We start from the raw sequence: 13079 nt of genomic DNA, 5'->3' as shown, positions 1-13079 counted from the left end.
ATAACTTATTGAAAAAGCGACCGAATTTATTTCCGCTAGGAAGTTAAATGGAGGTGTAATAAAGTAATTGGGAATGCGTAAACTGGAGAATAGTGAATTAGACCGACTTAATGTAGAGGAGTTTAAAAAACAACCAAAGACGCCTATATGTATAGTGTTAGATAATGTGAGGAGTTTAAATAATATTGGTTCTGTTTTTAGAACGGCCGATGCTTTTTTAATCGAAAAAATTTATCTCTGTGGTATTACTGCCACCCCGCCCCATAAAGATATTCATAAAACCGCACTGGGAGCTACAGACAGCGTGGCGTGGGAATACTGTAAGGATGCCTTAGAGGTAGTGGAGAAGCTACAGCAAGAAGGGTATGCTGTATATTCTGTTGAACAGGCAGAAAATGCCAGTATGTTAAACCGCTTTGAAGGGGAAAAAGAGATGAAATACGCCTTGGTCTTTGGAAATGAGGTGAAAGGCGTCTCTCAAAAGGTGGTCTCCAAAAGCGATGGCGTTTTGGAAATACCCCAATACGGAACCAAGCACTCCCTTAATATTTCAGTAAGTGTAGGGATTGTGGTCTGGGACCTGTGGTCCAAGTTACAAGGGGAGTAGATTGGTAGACCTAAACGGATAGCTGTACGGCAAATTGTTGAATCTTGTAGAGGATGTGTTCGTAATCTTCTTTGTTCTTAACAAAATCCAATTCACTTATATCAATGATTAAGTTGTTCTGTTCCGGAAAACTCTTGATGTAGTCAAAATAACCGTGGTTGATTTTTTCCAAATAAGCTCCCTCTATATGTTGCTCGTAACTTCTTCCTCTTTTTTTGATGTTTTGGATGAGTCGTTCCGTATTCTGGTATAGGTAAACAAACATTCTAGGTCTTTGCACCTCCTTATACATCATGTGGAACAATTTGCGGTAGAGGTTAAACTCTTCTTCTTGAAGGGTAACTTTCGCAAAAATCAAGGATTTATGGATGTCGTAATCACTAACCATAAAGTTTTTGAACAAGTCGTACTGAGACGTATCGTCCATGAACTGCTGATACCTGTCGGCCAAAAAAGACATTTCCAAGGGAAACGCAAATCGTGCCGGGTCCTCGTAAAACTTAGGTAGAAAAGCATTGTCTGCAAATCGCTCTAGTACCAACTTTGCATTGTAGTCCTCTCCAATCTTGGTGGCCAAGGTGGTCTTCCCAGCGCCAATATTTCCTTCAATGGAGATGAAATGGAGTTGAGAAAACAACTGTGTTCTGTTGATGTATAATTTATGGGGAGTCCGCACTATTTCACTCTTATCCTTGCATTCCTGCAATAGGTTCCTAGTATCTTTATTAGCGATAGGATGGTAAAATTGTGGTGCTATGTCTGCCAATGGCCGTAATACAAACCTTCTTTTAGAAAGGTTAGGGTGGGGAATCTCCAGGTGTTCTGTTTTAAGGATCTCCTTGTCGTAATATAGAATGTCCAAATCCAAGGTCCGAGAGGCATAACCACTAATTAGTTTTCGTTCTCTGCCTAATAAAACTTCAATTTGAAGCAACTCCTCCAGTAGTTCCGGGGGTGATAACTGGGTTTCTACACAGATACAGGCATTGTAAAATGGATCCCCGTCAAAACCCCAAGCGGGAGTTTCGTACACATGGGAGGTCTTGGTAACCTTTCCAACACGGGAATTGATTTGGAATATTCCATCTTGTAAAAGGTGGAGTCTATCCCCTAAATTGCTCCCGAGGGAGATGTATGTAGTGGTGCTTGGGTTCATCTTAGGCAGGCAAAGTAAATAAAAGAAATCAACTTCATAAAAGGAATGTTATTAACAAAGCGGTAAAACGCATTAAGAATGGGAGCGTTTTGGGCTGGTAACCCCCTAGATTGGCAGGGTGTCTTTGCTTGTAATAAAAAGATGGACCATAAATATTTTGTAAGAATTTTAAATAACATAAAAATCCTAATAACTATCTTTGTGAGTTATCGTTAATTCCTGATTTAAATGAAGTTTTTAAGAAATTTACTAGCCTCTATTATAGGCGGACTTATAGCGTTTGGGATCCTGTTTGTGATGTTTATGGTCTTTATGGCCTTAGTCGGGAATAGGGATGGCACCGTGGGAGTAAAAGATAACTCTGTACTGGAATTACAGTTGCAGTACCCCATCGAGGACTATGTTGGTATGGATGATTCCGACCCATTTGCTGGACTCTTCAATATTAATCAAGGGTTGGATGAGTTGTTGCATGCTATTCGGGTTGCCAAGGAAGATCGGAAAATTAAGGGGATTAGTATCAGTAACAGTGTTTTACTTGCTGGACTTTCTCAAACCCACGCCATACGCAATGCGCTAAAAGATTTCCAGGAAAGTGGAAAGTTTATAGTTGCCTATGGAGATTTCTTTACCCAGAAAGATTACTATCTGGCAAGTGTGGCCAACGAGGTTTTTTTAAATCCTGTGGGGGCTATGGATTTTAGGGGCTTGTCTACTGAGGTGCTGTTCTTTAAGGAGTTGCAGGAAAAAACCGGTGTTAAAATGGAGGTTATTAGGCACGGGAAGTACAAGAGTGCGGTAGAGCCTTTTATTGCCAATGAAATGAGCGACGCCAACAGGAGTCAGATCAAGGAATTATTAGATGCTCTATGGGGCACAGTGCTCACGGATATTTCGGAGAGTAGAGGACTTTCTGTAGATGACCTAAATCAAATAGCGGATACCTTGGGGGCTAGGACTACTACCTATGCTTTAAAATCTGGTTTAATAGATCAATTGGGGCATTACGACGAGTATGAAACAAGGATTAAGGAAAACCTTGGATTGGATTTGGAAGAAGAGATTAACTACGTGGCTTTAGAAGATTACATAAAGACCGCTAAAAAGAAACGCCTCCATACCGGGAAGGATAGGATAGCGGTAATTTATGCCCAAGGGGAAATATGGTACGGCGAAGGAGGACCCAACGTAATTGGGCAAGGAATCATTAACGAGGCCTTAAAAAAAGCTAGGAAAGATGAAAGTGTTAAAGCTATTGTGCTTAGAGTAAACTCCCCAGGAGGTAGTGCGCTTGCCTCCGATATTATCTGGAGGGAAATAGAAATTACGAAGGAAGTGAAGCCGGTCTTGGTCTCTATGGGAGATGTAGCGGCCTCGGGAGGGTACTATATTGCAGCTGGAGCTAACAGAATATTTGCCGAGCCTACTACTATTACCGGATCTATCGGCGTTTTTGGTACGGTGCCCAATGTAAGCGAATTGGCAGAGGATATTGGAATAAATGCTGAGCAGGTGGGGACCAATAAAAATGCAGTGGAGTATTCCTTGTTTAAGCCAATGCAGGAGACTTTTAGGAACAATGTGCAAGAGGGGATAGCGGAGGTGTACAATACCTTCTTAGACCGCGTGGCGGAAGGAAGGGGAATTACCCTAGCCCAAGCAGATAGTTTGGCGCAAGGACGTGTATGGAGTGGGGTAGATGCCAAACGATTGGGGCTGGTAGATGAATTGGGAGGACTGGATGATGCTATTGCCGCTGCAGCAGAGATGGTAGACTTAGAAACGTACCGTATACAGCGTTTGCCCAAGTACAAGTCTGGCTTCGAAAAATTTATGGAAGATTTTGGGGGAACTGGTGCTAAGGGTAAGGAAGCCTTGATTGAAAAGGAAATTGGGGCAGAAGCCTACAAAATTTTAAAGGAAGTGCGCTCGGTTATGGAAAATAAAGGAGTGCAGGCTCGTATGCCCTTTACGTTACAGATTAAATAAAATAATAGAGCTGCCTTGGAGGCAAGGTAGCTCTATTATTTCTTATACCCATATATTGTTGGTAGTTGAGAATGTCACCAAATTTTTGATTCCACGAGGCAAGAGGATATTGCAACTATTCACTTTGGGTTGTTTACATTTGTTCTATCGTTAAACGACAGATATCCCATACAGGTGATTTTGTCATAATCTATGGTGATATTAAAAAATATACAACAGTAATGGAGGAAGGTAGTTTAAAGGAAGCGGATAAGAAACTGGCCTTTAAAATATACCTCTACCTTGGGGCTTTGTTCATCACTTCCCTAGTGGTGTCTAACCTTATATTTCAAAAATTTTTTTATTGGAATCCTTTTGGGGATTTCACGGTTTTTGGGGCGCCATTGTTCGAGATTTCGGTGGGAGTATTGCCCTATCCTATCACCTTTTTAATAACAGATCTTATATCGGAGATTTATGGAAGGAAAAAAGCGAACCAGGTGGTGACCGCAGGGATTTTTGCCTCCATTTTTTCCATGGGAATTGTTTTGGTGGCTAATTTTGTACCAGCAATAGACGGCTCTCCAGTAAACGATCAGGTGTTTAACCAGGTGTTTTCGCTTTCTCCTATTGCGGTTATCGCCTCTATGATGGCTTATCTGTTTGCCCAATATATAGATATAGGGATCTACCACTTTTGGAAAAAAATGACGAAAGGAAAGCACCTATGGTTGCGAAACAATTTTTCAACCTTTCTTTCTCAGTTTATAGATACCTTTACGGTGGTGGGGCTTTTGTGTGTTTTTGGGGTGCTCCCATGGCATATGTTTTATGGCCTAGTGATTAGCGGGTTTGTTTTTAAGGTAATTGTAGCTTCCTTGGACACCCCTTTTCTCTATTTTTTCGTATATCTATTTAGAAAGCGATTTAAATTGGATGTAAATCAGGAATTAAAGATATAAGGATAATAAAATTGGCTTTTTACGGTTCTGAGGGTGCGGCCCTGTAACCGGTGCTGCAATGGTCTGTAAAGATTAACGGCAAGAGATTGTTACCTGCAAAAACAATAGGCGTGCCCTGAGACTGAATTGGGTTGCCTTGAATGAGCCAATATTGAAATTGAAATAGGCAATTAAGTTAGTTGCTCAAGATTATCTTGTAAAAAAATAGGTTTATAAAATGAAAAATAAGGTTTTAAAGGTTATTGGAGGTATTCTTTTGATAGTCGTTTTGTTGCTAATTGCAACCCCATTTTTCTTAAAGGGAAAAATTGCGGACATTATTAAAAATAAAGTAAATAGTAGTATTAACGCGTCGTTCGATTTTTCCGATGCAGATCTTACCTTGTTTTCTAGTTTCCCGTATGCTAGGGTTACCATGAAGGATATAACCCTTATTAATAGGGCTCCCTTTGAAGGGGATACTTTGTTTGCTGCCAAGGGAGTGACACTTAATATGTCTATAAAAGAACTGTTGAAAGACGCTTCCGAGCCCATAATATTAAAGAGCCTTAAGGTGGATGGGGGTAGATTAAATATAAAGGTTGATAAGGAAGAGAACGCCAATTATGATATTGCCTTGGAGGAAACTGGAGGGCAGGAAACAGTTAGTGTCGATCCCTCCCAAAGCCAATTTACCTTGTCTTTGGAGTCCTATGAAATTAAAGATGCTATTATTCAATATGGGGATGCTTCCACAGGAATATTCCTTACGGTGGAGGAGATGAACCACATGGGGACGGGCGATCTGTCCTTGGCTACTTCAGAGCTAGATACGGAAACCAGTGGACGGGTATCTTTTGTGATGGATAGTACCCAGTATCTAAATCGAAATCCCGTTAAGCTAAAGGCGCTGATTGGGATAGATCTTAAAGAAAACAAATATACTTTTTTGGAGAATGAAGCTCTTGTAAATCAATTGCCTCTTGTTTTTGATGGGTTTGTAAAGTTAAACGAGGATAATCAGGAAGTGGATATTAGCTTTAAAACACCTTCCTCCGATTTCAAGAACTTTTTAGCTGTGATTCCAGAGGTGTATTCCAAAAACATAGAAAAGGTGACCACTACCGGGAATTTTACGGTAGAAGGGGAGTTTAAAGGTGTGGTGGATGAGAAACACATTCCTAAATTTAAAATCGATATCAACTCTGAGAATGCTTCCTTTAAATACCCCGATTTGCCAAAATCGGTCAGGAATGTTTTTATTGATACAGAGATAGCCAATACTACTGGGATAACAGAAGACACCTTTGTAGATATTAGAAGGCTGTCTTTTATGATAGATGAGGATAAATTTAATATGGTTGCCAAAATTCGTGATTTAATGGGCAATACTAAAGTAGATGCGCAGGTAGATGGTAAAATGAATTTGGCAAATATATCTAAAGCCTATCCAGTGCCTTCGGGAATGGATTTGAAGGGTGTTTTGAATGCTGATATCGCTACTGCTTTTGATATGGCCTCCATAGAGCGCAAGGAATATGCGAAAACTAGAACCAAGGGCACCCTTTTATTGAAGGATTTTGAATATAAATCCGATGAAATTCCGAGTCCCGTTATACTGCAGTCCACCGCGGTTTCCTTTAATCCTACTACGGTAAGCCTTACGGAGCTAAAAGGGAAAACTGGGAATACAGATTTTGATGCTACGGGTACCATCGATAACCTGTTGGGCTTTATGTTCAATAATGAAAAGGTGGAAGGTAGGTTTAACCTAAAATCGAATGTCTTTGATATTTCAGATTTTATGGTAGCCACTGACGAGGGAGAAAATAAAGGGGAAGAATTAGCAGCCTCTAGTTCCTCAGTTCCTTCCGAGGAAAAAATCAAGATTCCGTCGTTTTTAGATTGCACCATAAATGCGAGTGCCAATACCGTGGTCTATGACAACCTGAGATTGAAAGATGTAAAGGGAACACTCAAAATAAAGGATGAAACGGCTACTCTCTCTAATATGTCCTCTTCTCTGTTTAATGGGATCTTGGCGGTTAATGGAGAGGTGTCTACCAAAGGGAAAACACCCACCTTTGCCATGGACTTAGGGATGAATAATTTTAGTATAGCGGAAACGTTTAATGGGCTAGAGATGTTTAGGACTTTGGCTCCTATAGCTAAAATACTACACGGTGCCATGAATTCCGAAGTGCGTATTTCGGGGAATTTAAAGGACGATTTTACCCCTAACTTATTGTCCGTAACAGGAAGTATATTGGCAGAGTTAATGACAAGTAAAATTGATGCCAAGGATGCTCCGTTGCTGTCTGCCCTGGATGGGAAGTTGAATTTTTTAGATCTAGAAAACCTAAATTTAAAAAATTTAAAAACCGATCTAAATTTTGAGGACGGGGTAGTAAAAGTAAAACCATTTACGCTTAACTATAAGGATTTTGCTATTGATGTTGCGGGAAGCCATTCTTTTGATCAGGAATTAAATTATAGAGCCACCATTCAGGTGCCAGCCAAATATCTAGGGAAAGAGGTTGAGCAATTAATGGCACGCATCAACGAGTCGTCCCTAGAGGAGCTCACAGTTCCGGTTACGGCAACTATAGGTGGGGCTTATACCAATCCCAAAATCAGCACGGACCTAGCCTCTGGTATTAAGAATATTACGGCGCAGTTGGTAGAAATAGAGAAGCAAAAACTAATTAATAAAGGAAAGGATAAGGCGAAGGATGTTATTGGTGATATCCTTGCCAAGAATCAAAAGAAAACGGATTCTACCAAGAAAGAGAATGCCGAAAAGGTGAAGGATGTTTTAGGCGGAATTCTTGGTGGCACCACTAAGAAAAACGATACGGTCACCAAAAAAGATTCCGTGGAGACAGGTAGTAGAGAAGCACAAAAGGAAGCACAAAAAGAGGCTGCTAAGAAAATACTGGGCGGCCTCTTTGGAAAGAAAAAGGAACCAACGGAGGAAACAAAAAAGGATTCTGTTAATTAAATTCTAGTGACACCACTGAACCCTCGTTGCTACGAATGTTAAAGACCGTATTGTCTTCAAAAATAAGATATTGACCCTTAATCCCTTTTAGGACCCCCTGGTAAGCAGGGGTCTTGGTTAGGTTTAGGCTTTTAACCTTGGTGGGGTATTGAAGCACAGGAAACTCTAATTGGGTTTCCTGCTTGTTTTCCAAGTAATATTCCAAGGCCTCTTCAGGTAGGTATTGCTTTAGTTTGTTGCGGACTTCTACCAGGTCTTCGTCTACCACGTTGTTGGTGAGCATTTTGCGCCAGTTGGTCTTGTCGGCCACATGGTCTTTAAGTGCTACCTCCGTAATTCCGGCCAGATACCTGTTGGGAACCTCCACTATTTCTATAGCTTCATGTGCTCCCTGGTCTATCCATCTTGTAGGGACCTGGGTTTTTCTTGTTACGCCCACCTTAATGGTACTAGAATTGGCTAAATAGACAATGTGTGGCTGTAGCTGAACTTTTTTTTCATACTCAAGATCCCGATCCTCTTGGTCTAAATGCGCGGTACTTAGCTCTGGACGCATAATCCATTCCCCGGCCGAGGGGATGTCGAAAAAACAAGTCCTGCAAAATCCTTGTCGGTAAATGGGGCGTTCTTCGCCGCAATTTAAGCATTGGTATCCAAGATGTTGTATCTTGAGCTCCTTATTGAGTACCTGGTTCATATTTAAGAAATCGCCATCAAATAGTAAGTAGTATTGAATGGGTTCTCCTATTTCTGTTTCCATCTTTCTTAACACTCCCTGGTACTGCATATAACTTTTCTTATGTAAATTCTATTTGATTATGAATTCAATTAAAACTATTTTTAGCTAAAATAAAAAAATAACTTCCCGTCCTTAAATTCGGGATAAAGATACCTAAAAATGCCCATACCCCTATTTAATTCAATTGCTTCCTGGTTATTGAAAAAGCGGTACCATCAGATAGAACTTTTTTTAAAATATCCGGAGGAAGTTCAGGATGAGGTGTTGCATCAATTGCTGTCCATTGCCGAAGGTACCGAAGTGGGTAAGCAATACGGATTCAACTCCATTTCCAATTATGAGGCCTTTGTAGAGCGTGTGCCTATCACCACCTATGAAGAGGTAGAGCCTATGATAGAACGGACTAGAAGAGGAGAACAGAATATTTTTTGGCCCACTAATATAAAATGGTTTGCCAAAAGTAGCGGGACTACCAACGCCAAAAGTAAATTTATTCCAGTGAGTACGGAATCTTTGGAGGATTGCCATTATAAATCGGCCAAGGATCTACTTTGCCTATATCTGAATAACAATGAGAACTCCCAGCTTTTCACCGGTAAAGGACTTCGGTTGGGAGGTAGTACGGAGGTGTATCAGGACAACGGTACTTTCTTTGGGGATCTTTCTGCTATTCTTATAGACAATATGCCTTTCTGGGCAGAACTTAGCAGTACGCCTAGTAATAAGGTGTCCCTTATGAGCGAATGGGAGTGCAAGTTGCAGGCAATTATTAAAGAGAGTATTCAGGAGAATGTTACCAGCTTGGCGGGCGTGCCTTCTTGGATGTTGGTATTGTTGAACCAAGTATTGGAAGAAACGGGGAAACAGCACTTATTTGAGGTTTGGGAAAACCTAGAAGTGTATTTCCACGGAGGTGTAAGCTTTAATCCGTATAAGGATCAGTACCAGGCCATGCTCCCTAGAAAAAGCTTTAATTATTACGAGATTTATAATGCTTCGGAGGGCTTCTTTGCTATACAGGATAGGAACAATTCCGATGATCTTTTGTTGATGTTGGATTATGGTATATTCTATGAGTTTATACCTATGGATACCTATGGCAGTGCCCAGGAAACCACCGTCCCCCTTTGGAATGTTAAGCTGAATACCAATTATGCCATTGTAATTACTACTAATGCCGGACTTTGGCGCTATAAGATTGGGGATACCGTTCGCTTTACCTCCCTAAACCCTTACAGGATAAAGGTTACTGGAAGAACCAAACATCATATTAATGTTTTTGGGGAAGAGTTGATTATAGAGAATGCAGAGGAAGCGCTTAAGCAGATCTGCAAGAAGACCGGTGCAGAAATTATAGACTATACCGTAGCGCCCATATTTATGGTGGGGAATGATAAGGGGGCTCATGAATGGATCATAGAATTTAGAAAGGAACCAGAAGAACTGGCATCCTTTGTGGAGTTCTTGGATAACTCCCTGAAATCATTAAATTCGGATTATGAGGCAAAGCGATATAATAACATTACCCTGCGCTTGCCCAAGGTTCATATTGCTCGGGAGAACCTATTTTACGATTGGCTGAAATCTAAAGGAAAATTGGGTGGCCAACATAAGATTCCCAGACTGTCTAACACACGGGATTATATCGAGGAATTACTTCATATGAACAAATAAATAAGGTATGTAAGTAAAAAAATCACAACTTGTTTCCGCAATAGTACTCTCCCCCGTTTTTAATAATTTAAATTAATTGTTATGGCGAAAAAATTAGTGATACTTTCGGACAAGTGGGGCTCAAAAAAGGGCTTGTGGATTACCTCTTATTTAGGATATCTTCAGCAATATTATGACATATCTTATTACGACATTCAGGAATTAGCCAATATTCATTTAGAAGTGAATTCAGATGAGAACGTAGGTAAGGCGTTTGATGAGGGTGGCATAGTAACTGCTGCAGCACATTTGGTAAAGAATGTAACAGAACCTAGTCACTTTTTAGCCTTTGGTATGGGAGGCGTCATTGCTTGGAAGGCCGCTCTAAAAGGGCTTCCAATGAAATCATTATATGCTATTTCCAGTACAAGATTGGAAAAGGAGTCTCAGGCTCCTACGGCCGATGTTAAGCTTTTGTATGGCGAGTGTGATATGTGTAAGCCATCCCAACAGTGGTTGGCTCAGATTGGGGCTAAGACCGAAATAGTAAAAGGTTTTGGGCACGACCTCTACTCCGATGAGAAAATTATAATCAAGGTGTGTCAAGAATTATTGACCAAAATCACAAAAAAACAGTTTGTCGCTTAACCTAGGGCTTAGGTTTGTACCCTCGCTTGTCCCTTGTTGCATCAACTTACATAGAAAGGCTGTCTCCCATTGTTGTGAGATGGCCTTATTGCCGTTTGGGTGTAAGAGGTCTATGCTTCTTGGGCGCAGGTAGATCTATTGGCTCAGTGAGGGAAGGGGCAGCACCTATCTGTTTAAGTGATCTAGGGGAGGGGCCTAATATAGAGGGGTAGGTAATATGGATTAATCCTTATAAAGAAAAAAGCAGTCTTAAGAGACTGCTTTTAATTTATTGATTGTTTCGTAAGAGAGCTTATCCTCTGCATAGGATTTAGTTACCTTAAAGGTAGTTTCTTCCGAGCTGGGCAACTCAAACATGGCATCGGTAAAAATGGCCTCACAAAGAGAACGAAGTCCCCTTGCTCCCAATTTGTACTCAATGGCTTTATCTACGATGTAGTCTAATGCTTCATCAGTTATTTCAAAAGAGATATCGTCCATATTGAACAATTTTTCATATTGCTTTATGATTGCATTCTTGGGCTGGGTTAAAATGGCCCTTAAGGTCTTTTTATCCAAGGGGTTCATGTGTGTGAGAACAGGCAATCTTCCTATGATTTCCGGAATTAGGCCAAAATCCTTTAAGTCTTTCGGGATAATATATTGTAGAATATTCTCCTGATCTAACTTTTCCTCGGCCTTGGAAGCGCTGTAACCAACAGCTTGCATATTCAGTCTTTTGGTAATAAGACGTTCAATACCGTCAAAGGCCCCTCCGGCAATAAACAGGATGTTCTCTGTATTGACCTCTATAAACTTTTGGTCTGGGTGCTTACGGCCTCCTTTTGGGGGTACGTTTACTACCGTTCCTTCCAAAAGCTTAAGCAATCCTTGCTGTACGCCCTCTCCAGAAACGTCTCTGGTGATAGATGGGTTGTCGCTTTTACGGGCTATCTTATCTATTTCGTCAATAAATACAATCCCTCGCTCTGCCCTTTCTAAGTTGTAATCCGCAGCCTGCAGTAAGCGGGTAAGGATACTTTCTACGTCTTCCCCAACATAACCTGCTTCTGTAAGTACCGTAGCGTCTACTATGGTTAAAGGTACATTAAGCATTTTGGCAATGGTTTTAGCCATTAAGGTTTTACCGGTACCGGTTTGCCCTGCCATTATAATATTACTCTTTTGGATCTCTATGTCGTCTTCCTTGCTCTTTGGTTGTAACAATCGCTTATAGTGATTGTAAACTGCAACAGACATTACTCTTTTGGTTCTGTCCTGACCAATAATATAGGTGTCTAAAAACTCCTTGATCTCCAAAGGCTTTTTTAGGGTCAATTCGGAAGATAGGTCCTGATTTTTTGTTTGTTTGGATTCTTCGGCCACAATACCATGTGCCTGTTCTATACAACGGTCACAAATATGGGCGTCTAAACCTGCAATCAATAAATTGGTTTCCGGTTTTTTTCTTCCACAAAAAGAGCATTCTAAATTTTCTTTTGCCATATCATTTTATCACTTTCAATAATAGAAACGAACTTGTTCGTTTTTTTCTGTTCTGCATCTATGGGCAAAACTTTATTTTCCTAGCAGTTAGTCGGTCTTATTCGGTTTCCCTTACCAAGATTTCATCAATCATGCCATACTCCATGGCCTCATTGGCTTTCATCCAGTAATCCCGGTCGCTGTCCTCGGTAACTTTTTCTAGTGGCTGTCCAGAGTGTTTTGAAATTATTTGGTACAGCTCATCTTTTAGTTTTAAAATTTCCCTTGCGGTAATTTCAATATCACTGGCTTGGCCTTGCGCTCCGCCTAAGGGTTGATGAATCATAACCCTAGAGTGGGTAAGTCCACTGCGTTTTCCTTTTTCGCCAGCACATAATAGGATGGCTCCCATAGAAGCAGCCATTCCTGTACAAATAGTGGCTACATCGGGTTTTATGAACTGCATGGTGTCATAGATGCCCAATCCGGCATATACACTTCCACCAGGAGAGTTGATGTATATTTGAATGTCCTTGGATGCATCGGTACTTTCTAGGAAAAGCAATTGCGCCTGCACTATGTTTGCTACCTGATCATTGATACCTGTACCCAAGAAGATGATCCTATCCATCATAAGTCTGGAGAAGACATCCATTGCTACCGCATTTAGCTGCCTTTCCTCTATGATGTTAGGGGTTAGGTTAGTGGGGTACATGCTATTGAGAATGTTGTCATAGTACATGCTATTGATCCCGTGATGGTTAATAGCGTAGTTTTTAAATTCTTTCCCGTAATCCATATTTTTTATTCGAGGTTTTATAAGATAAAAAAAGTGTCGAAAATAATATTCCCGACACTGTAAATATACTTATTTTTCGTGTAACTTAACATTAACCGCTGTT

The 13079-nt window shown here is 40.6% G+C and carries 10 protein-coding genes; 6 read left to right on the top strand and 4 right to left on the bottom strand.

Features of this window, described 5'->3' with window-relative positions; all coding sequences use genetic code 11:
- Positions 1 to 73: 73 nt before the first annotated feature.
- Entirely contained in the window at positions 74 to 607 is a 534-nt protein-coding gene (locus F1E73_RS09010) for an RNA methyltransferase (protein ID WP_150451722.1), read from the top strand.
- 10 nt (positions 608 to 617) lie between these two features.
- Here F1E73_RS09010 and folK read toward each other — a convergent pair whose 3' ends face one another.
- Positions 618 to 1763, bottom strand: coding sequence for a 2-amino-4-hydroxy-6-hydroxymethyldihydropteridine diphosphokinase (gene folK / locus F1E73_RS09005; protein WP_086475448.1), 1146 nt, complete (start codon positions 1761 to 1763; stop codon positions 618 to 620).
- Positions 1764 to 1991: 228 nt separating this feature from the next.
- Between folK and sppA the strand changes: the two genes are divergently transcribed.
- The 3 genes from sppA to F1E73_RS08990 all read left to right on the top strand — a co-directional run bounded on the left by sppA (position 1992) and on the right by F1E73_RS08990 (position 7673).
- Positions 1992 to 3752 carry a signal peptide peptidase SppA gene (sppA, locus tag F1E73_RS09000; RefSeq protein ID WP_150451721.1) on the top strand — a complete coding sequence of 587 codons (1761 nt, stop codon included), beginning with the start codon at positions 1992 to 1994 and terminating at the stop codon, positions 3750 to 3752.
- 221 nt (positions 3753 to 3973) lie between these two features.
- Entirely contained in the window at positions 3974 to 4693 is a 720-nt protein-coding gene (locus tag F1E73_RS08995) for a queuosine precursor transporter (protein WP_086475450.1), read from the top strand.
- A gap of 217 nt (positions 4694 to 4910) precedes the next feature.
- Positions 4911 to 7673, top strand: coding sequence for an AsmA-like C-terminal region-containing protein (locus F1E73_RS08990; protein ID WP_150451720.1), 2763 nt, complete (start codon positions 4911 to 4913; stop codon positions 7671 to 7673).
- Here F1E73_RS08990 and F1E73_RS08985 read toward each other — a convergent pair.
- Complete coding sequence (locus F1E73_RS08985; protein ID WP_086475452.1) at positions 7666 to 8460, bottom strand: DUF2797 domain-containing protein; 795 nt, start codon at positions 8458 to 8460, stop codon at positions 7666 to 7668. The two genes, F1E73_RS08990 and F1E73_RS08985, sit on opposite strands and share 8 nt — an antisense overlap.
- Before the next feature lie 111 nt (positions 8461 to 8571).
- Between F1E73_RS08985 and F1E73_RS08980 the strand changes: the two genes are divergently transcribed.
- A complete protein-coding gene (locus tag F1E73_RS08980; protein ID WP_086475453.1) occupies positions 8572 to 10086 on the top strand; it encodes a GH3 auxin-responsive promoter family protein in 1515 nt (504 codons plus the stop codon).
- An 81-nt stretch (positions 10087 to 10167) separates the two neighbouring features.
- Complete coding sequence (locus F1E73_RS08975; RefSeq protein ID WP_150451719.1) at positions 10168 to 10713, top strand: hypothetical protein; 546 nt, start codon at positions 10168 to 10170, stop codon at positions 10711 to 10713.
- 249 nt (positions 10714 to 10962) lie between these two features.
- Here the strand turns inward: F1E73_RS08975 and clpX are convergent, their stop codons facing one another.
- Entirely contained in the window at positions 10963 to 12198 is a 1236-nt protein-coding gene (gene clpX / locus F1E73_RS08970) for an ATP-dependent Clp protease ATP-binding subunit ClpX (RefSeq protein WP_086475455.1), read from the bottom strand.
- A 97-nt stretch (positions 12199 to 12295) separates the two neighbouring features.
- Positions 12296 to 12976 carry an ATP-dependent Clp endopeptidase proteolytic subunit ClpP gene (gene clpP / locus F1E73_RS08965; protein ID WP_086475456.1) on the bottom strand — a complete coding sequence of 227 codons (681 nt, stop codon included), beginning with the start codon at positions 12974 to 12976 and terminating at the stop codon, positions 12296 to 12298.
- Positions 12977 to 13079 lie beyond the last annotated feature (103 nt).

It is taken from the genome of Arenibacter lacus, assembly GCF_008711145.1.
GTDB classification, from domain to species: Bacteria; Bacteroidota; Bacteroidia; order Flavobacteriales; family Flavobacteriaceae; genus Arenibacter; species Arenibacter amylolyticus.
Note: the sequence above shows the minus strand (reverse complement) of the source record. Positions and strands in the feature narration are given on the sequence as shown.

Excerpts from the sequence above, each read along its gene's own strand:
- F1E73_RS09010 (WP_150451722.1), top strand. The coding sequence starts at position 74 with ATGCGTAAACTGGAGAATAGTGAATTAGACCGACTTAATGTAGAGGAG.
- folK (WP_086475448.1), bottom strand. The coding sequence starts at position 1,763 with ATGAACCCAAGCACCACTACATACATCTCCCTCGGGAGCAATTTAGGG.
- sppA (WP_150451721.1), top strand. The coding sequence starts at position 1,992 with ATGAAGTTTTTAAGAAATTTACTAGCCTCTATTATAGGCGGACTTATA.
- F1E73_RS08995 (WP_086475450.1), top strand. The coding sequence starts at position 3,974 with ATGGAGGAAGGTAGTTTAAAGGAAGCGGATAAGAAACTGGCCTTTAAA.
- F1E73_RS08990 (WP_150451720.1), top strand. The coding sequence starts at position 4,911 with ATGAAAAATAAGGTTTTAAAGGTTATTGGAGGTATTCTTTTGATAGTC.
- F1E73_RS08985 (WP_086475452.1), bottom strand. The coding sequence starts at position 8,460 with ATGCAGTACCAGGGAGTGTTAAGAAAGATGGAAACAGAAATAGGAGAA.
- F1E73_RS08980 (WP_086475453.1), top strand. The coding sequence starts at position 8,572 with ATGCCCATACCCCTATTTAATTCAATTGCTTCCTGGTTATTGAAAAAG.
- F1E73_RS08975 (WP_150451719.1), top strand. The coding sequence starts at position 10,168 with ATGGCGAAAAAATTAGTGATACTTTCGGACAAGTGGGGCTCAAAAAAG.
- clpX (WP_086475455.1), bottom strand. The coding sequence starts at position 12,198 with ATGGCAAAAGAAAATTTAGAATGCTCTTTTTGTGGAAGAAAAAAACCG.
- clpP (WP_086475456.1), bottom strand. The coding sequence starts at position 12,976 with ATGGATTACGGGAAAGAATTTAAAAACTACGCTATTAACCATCACGGG.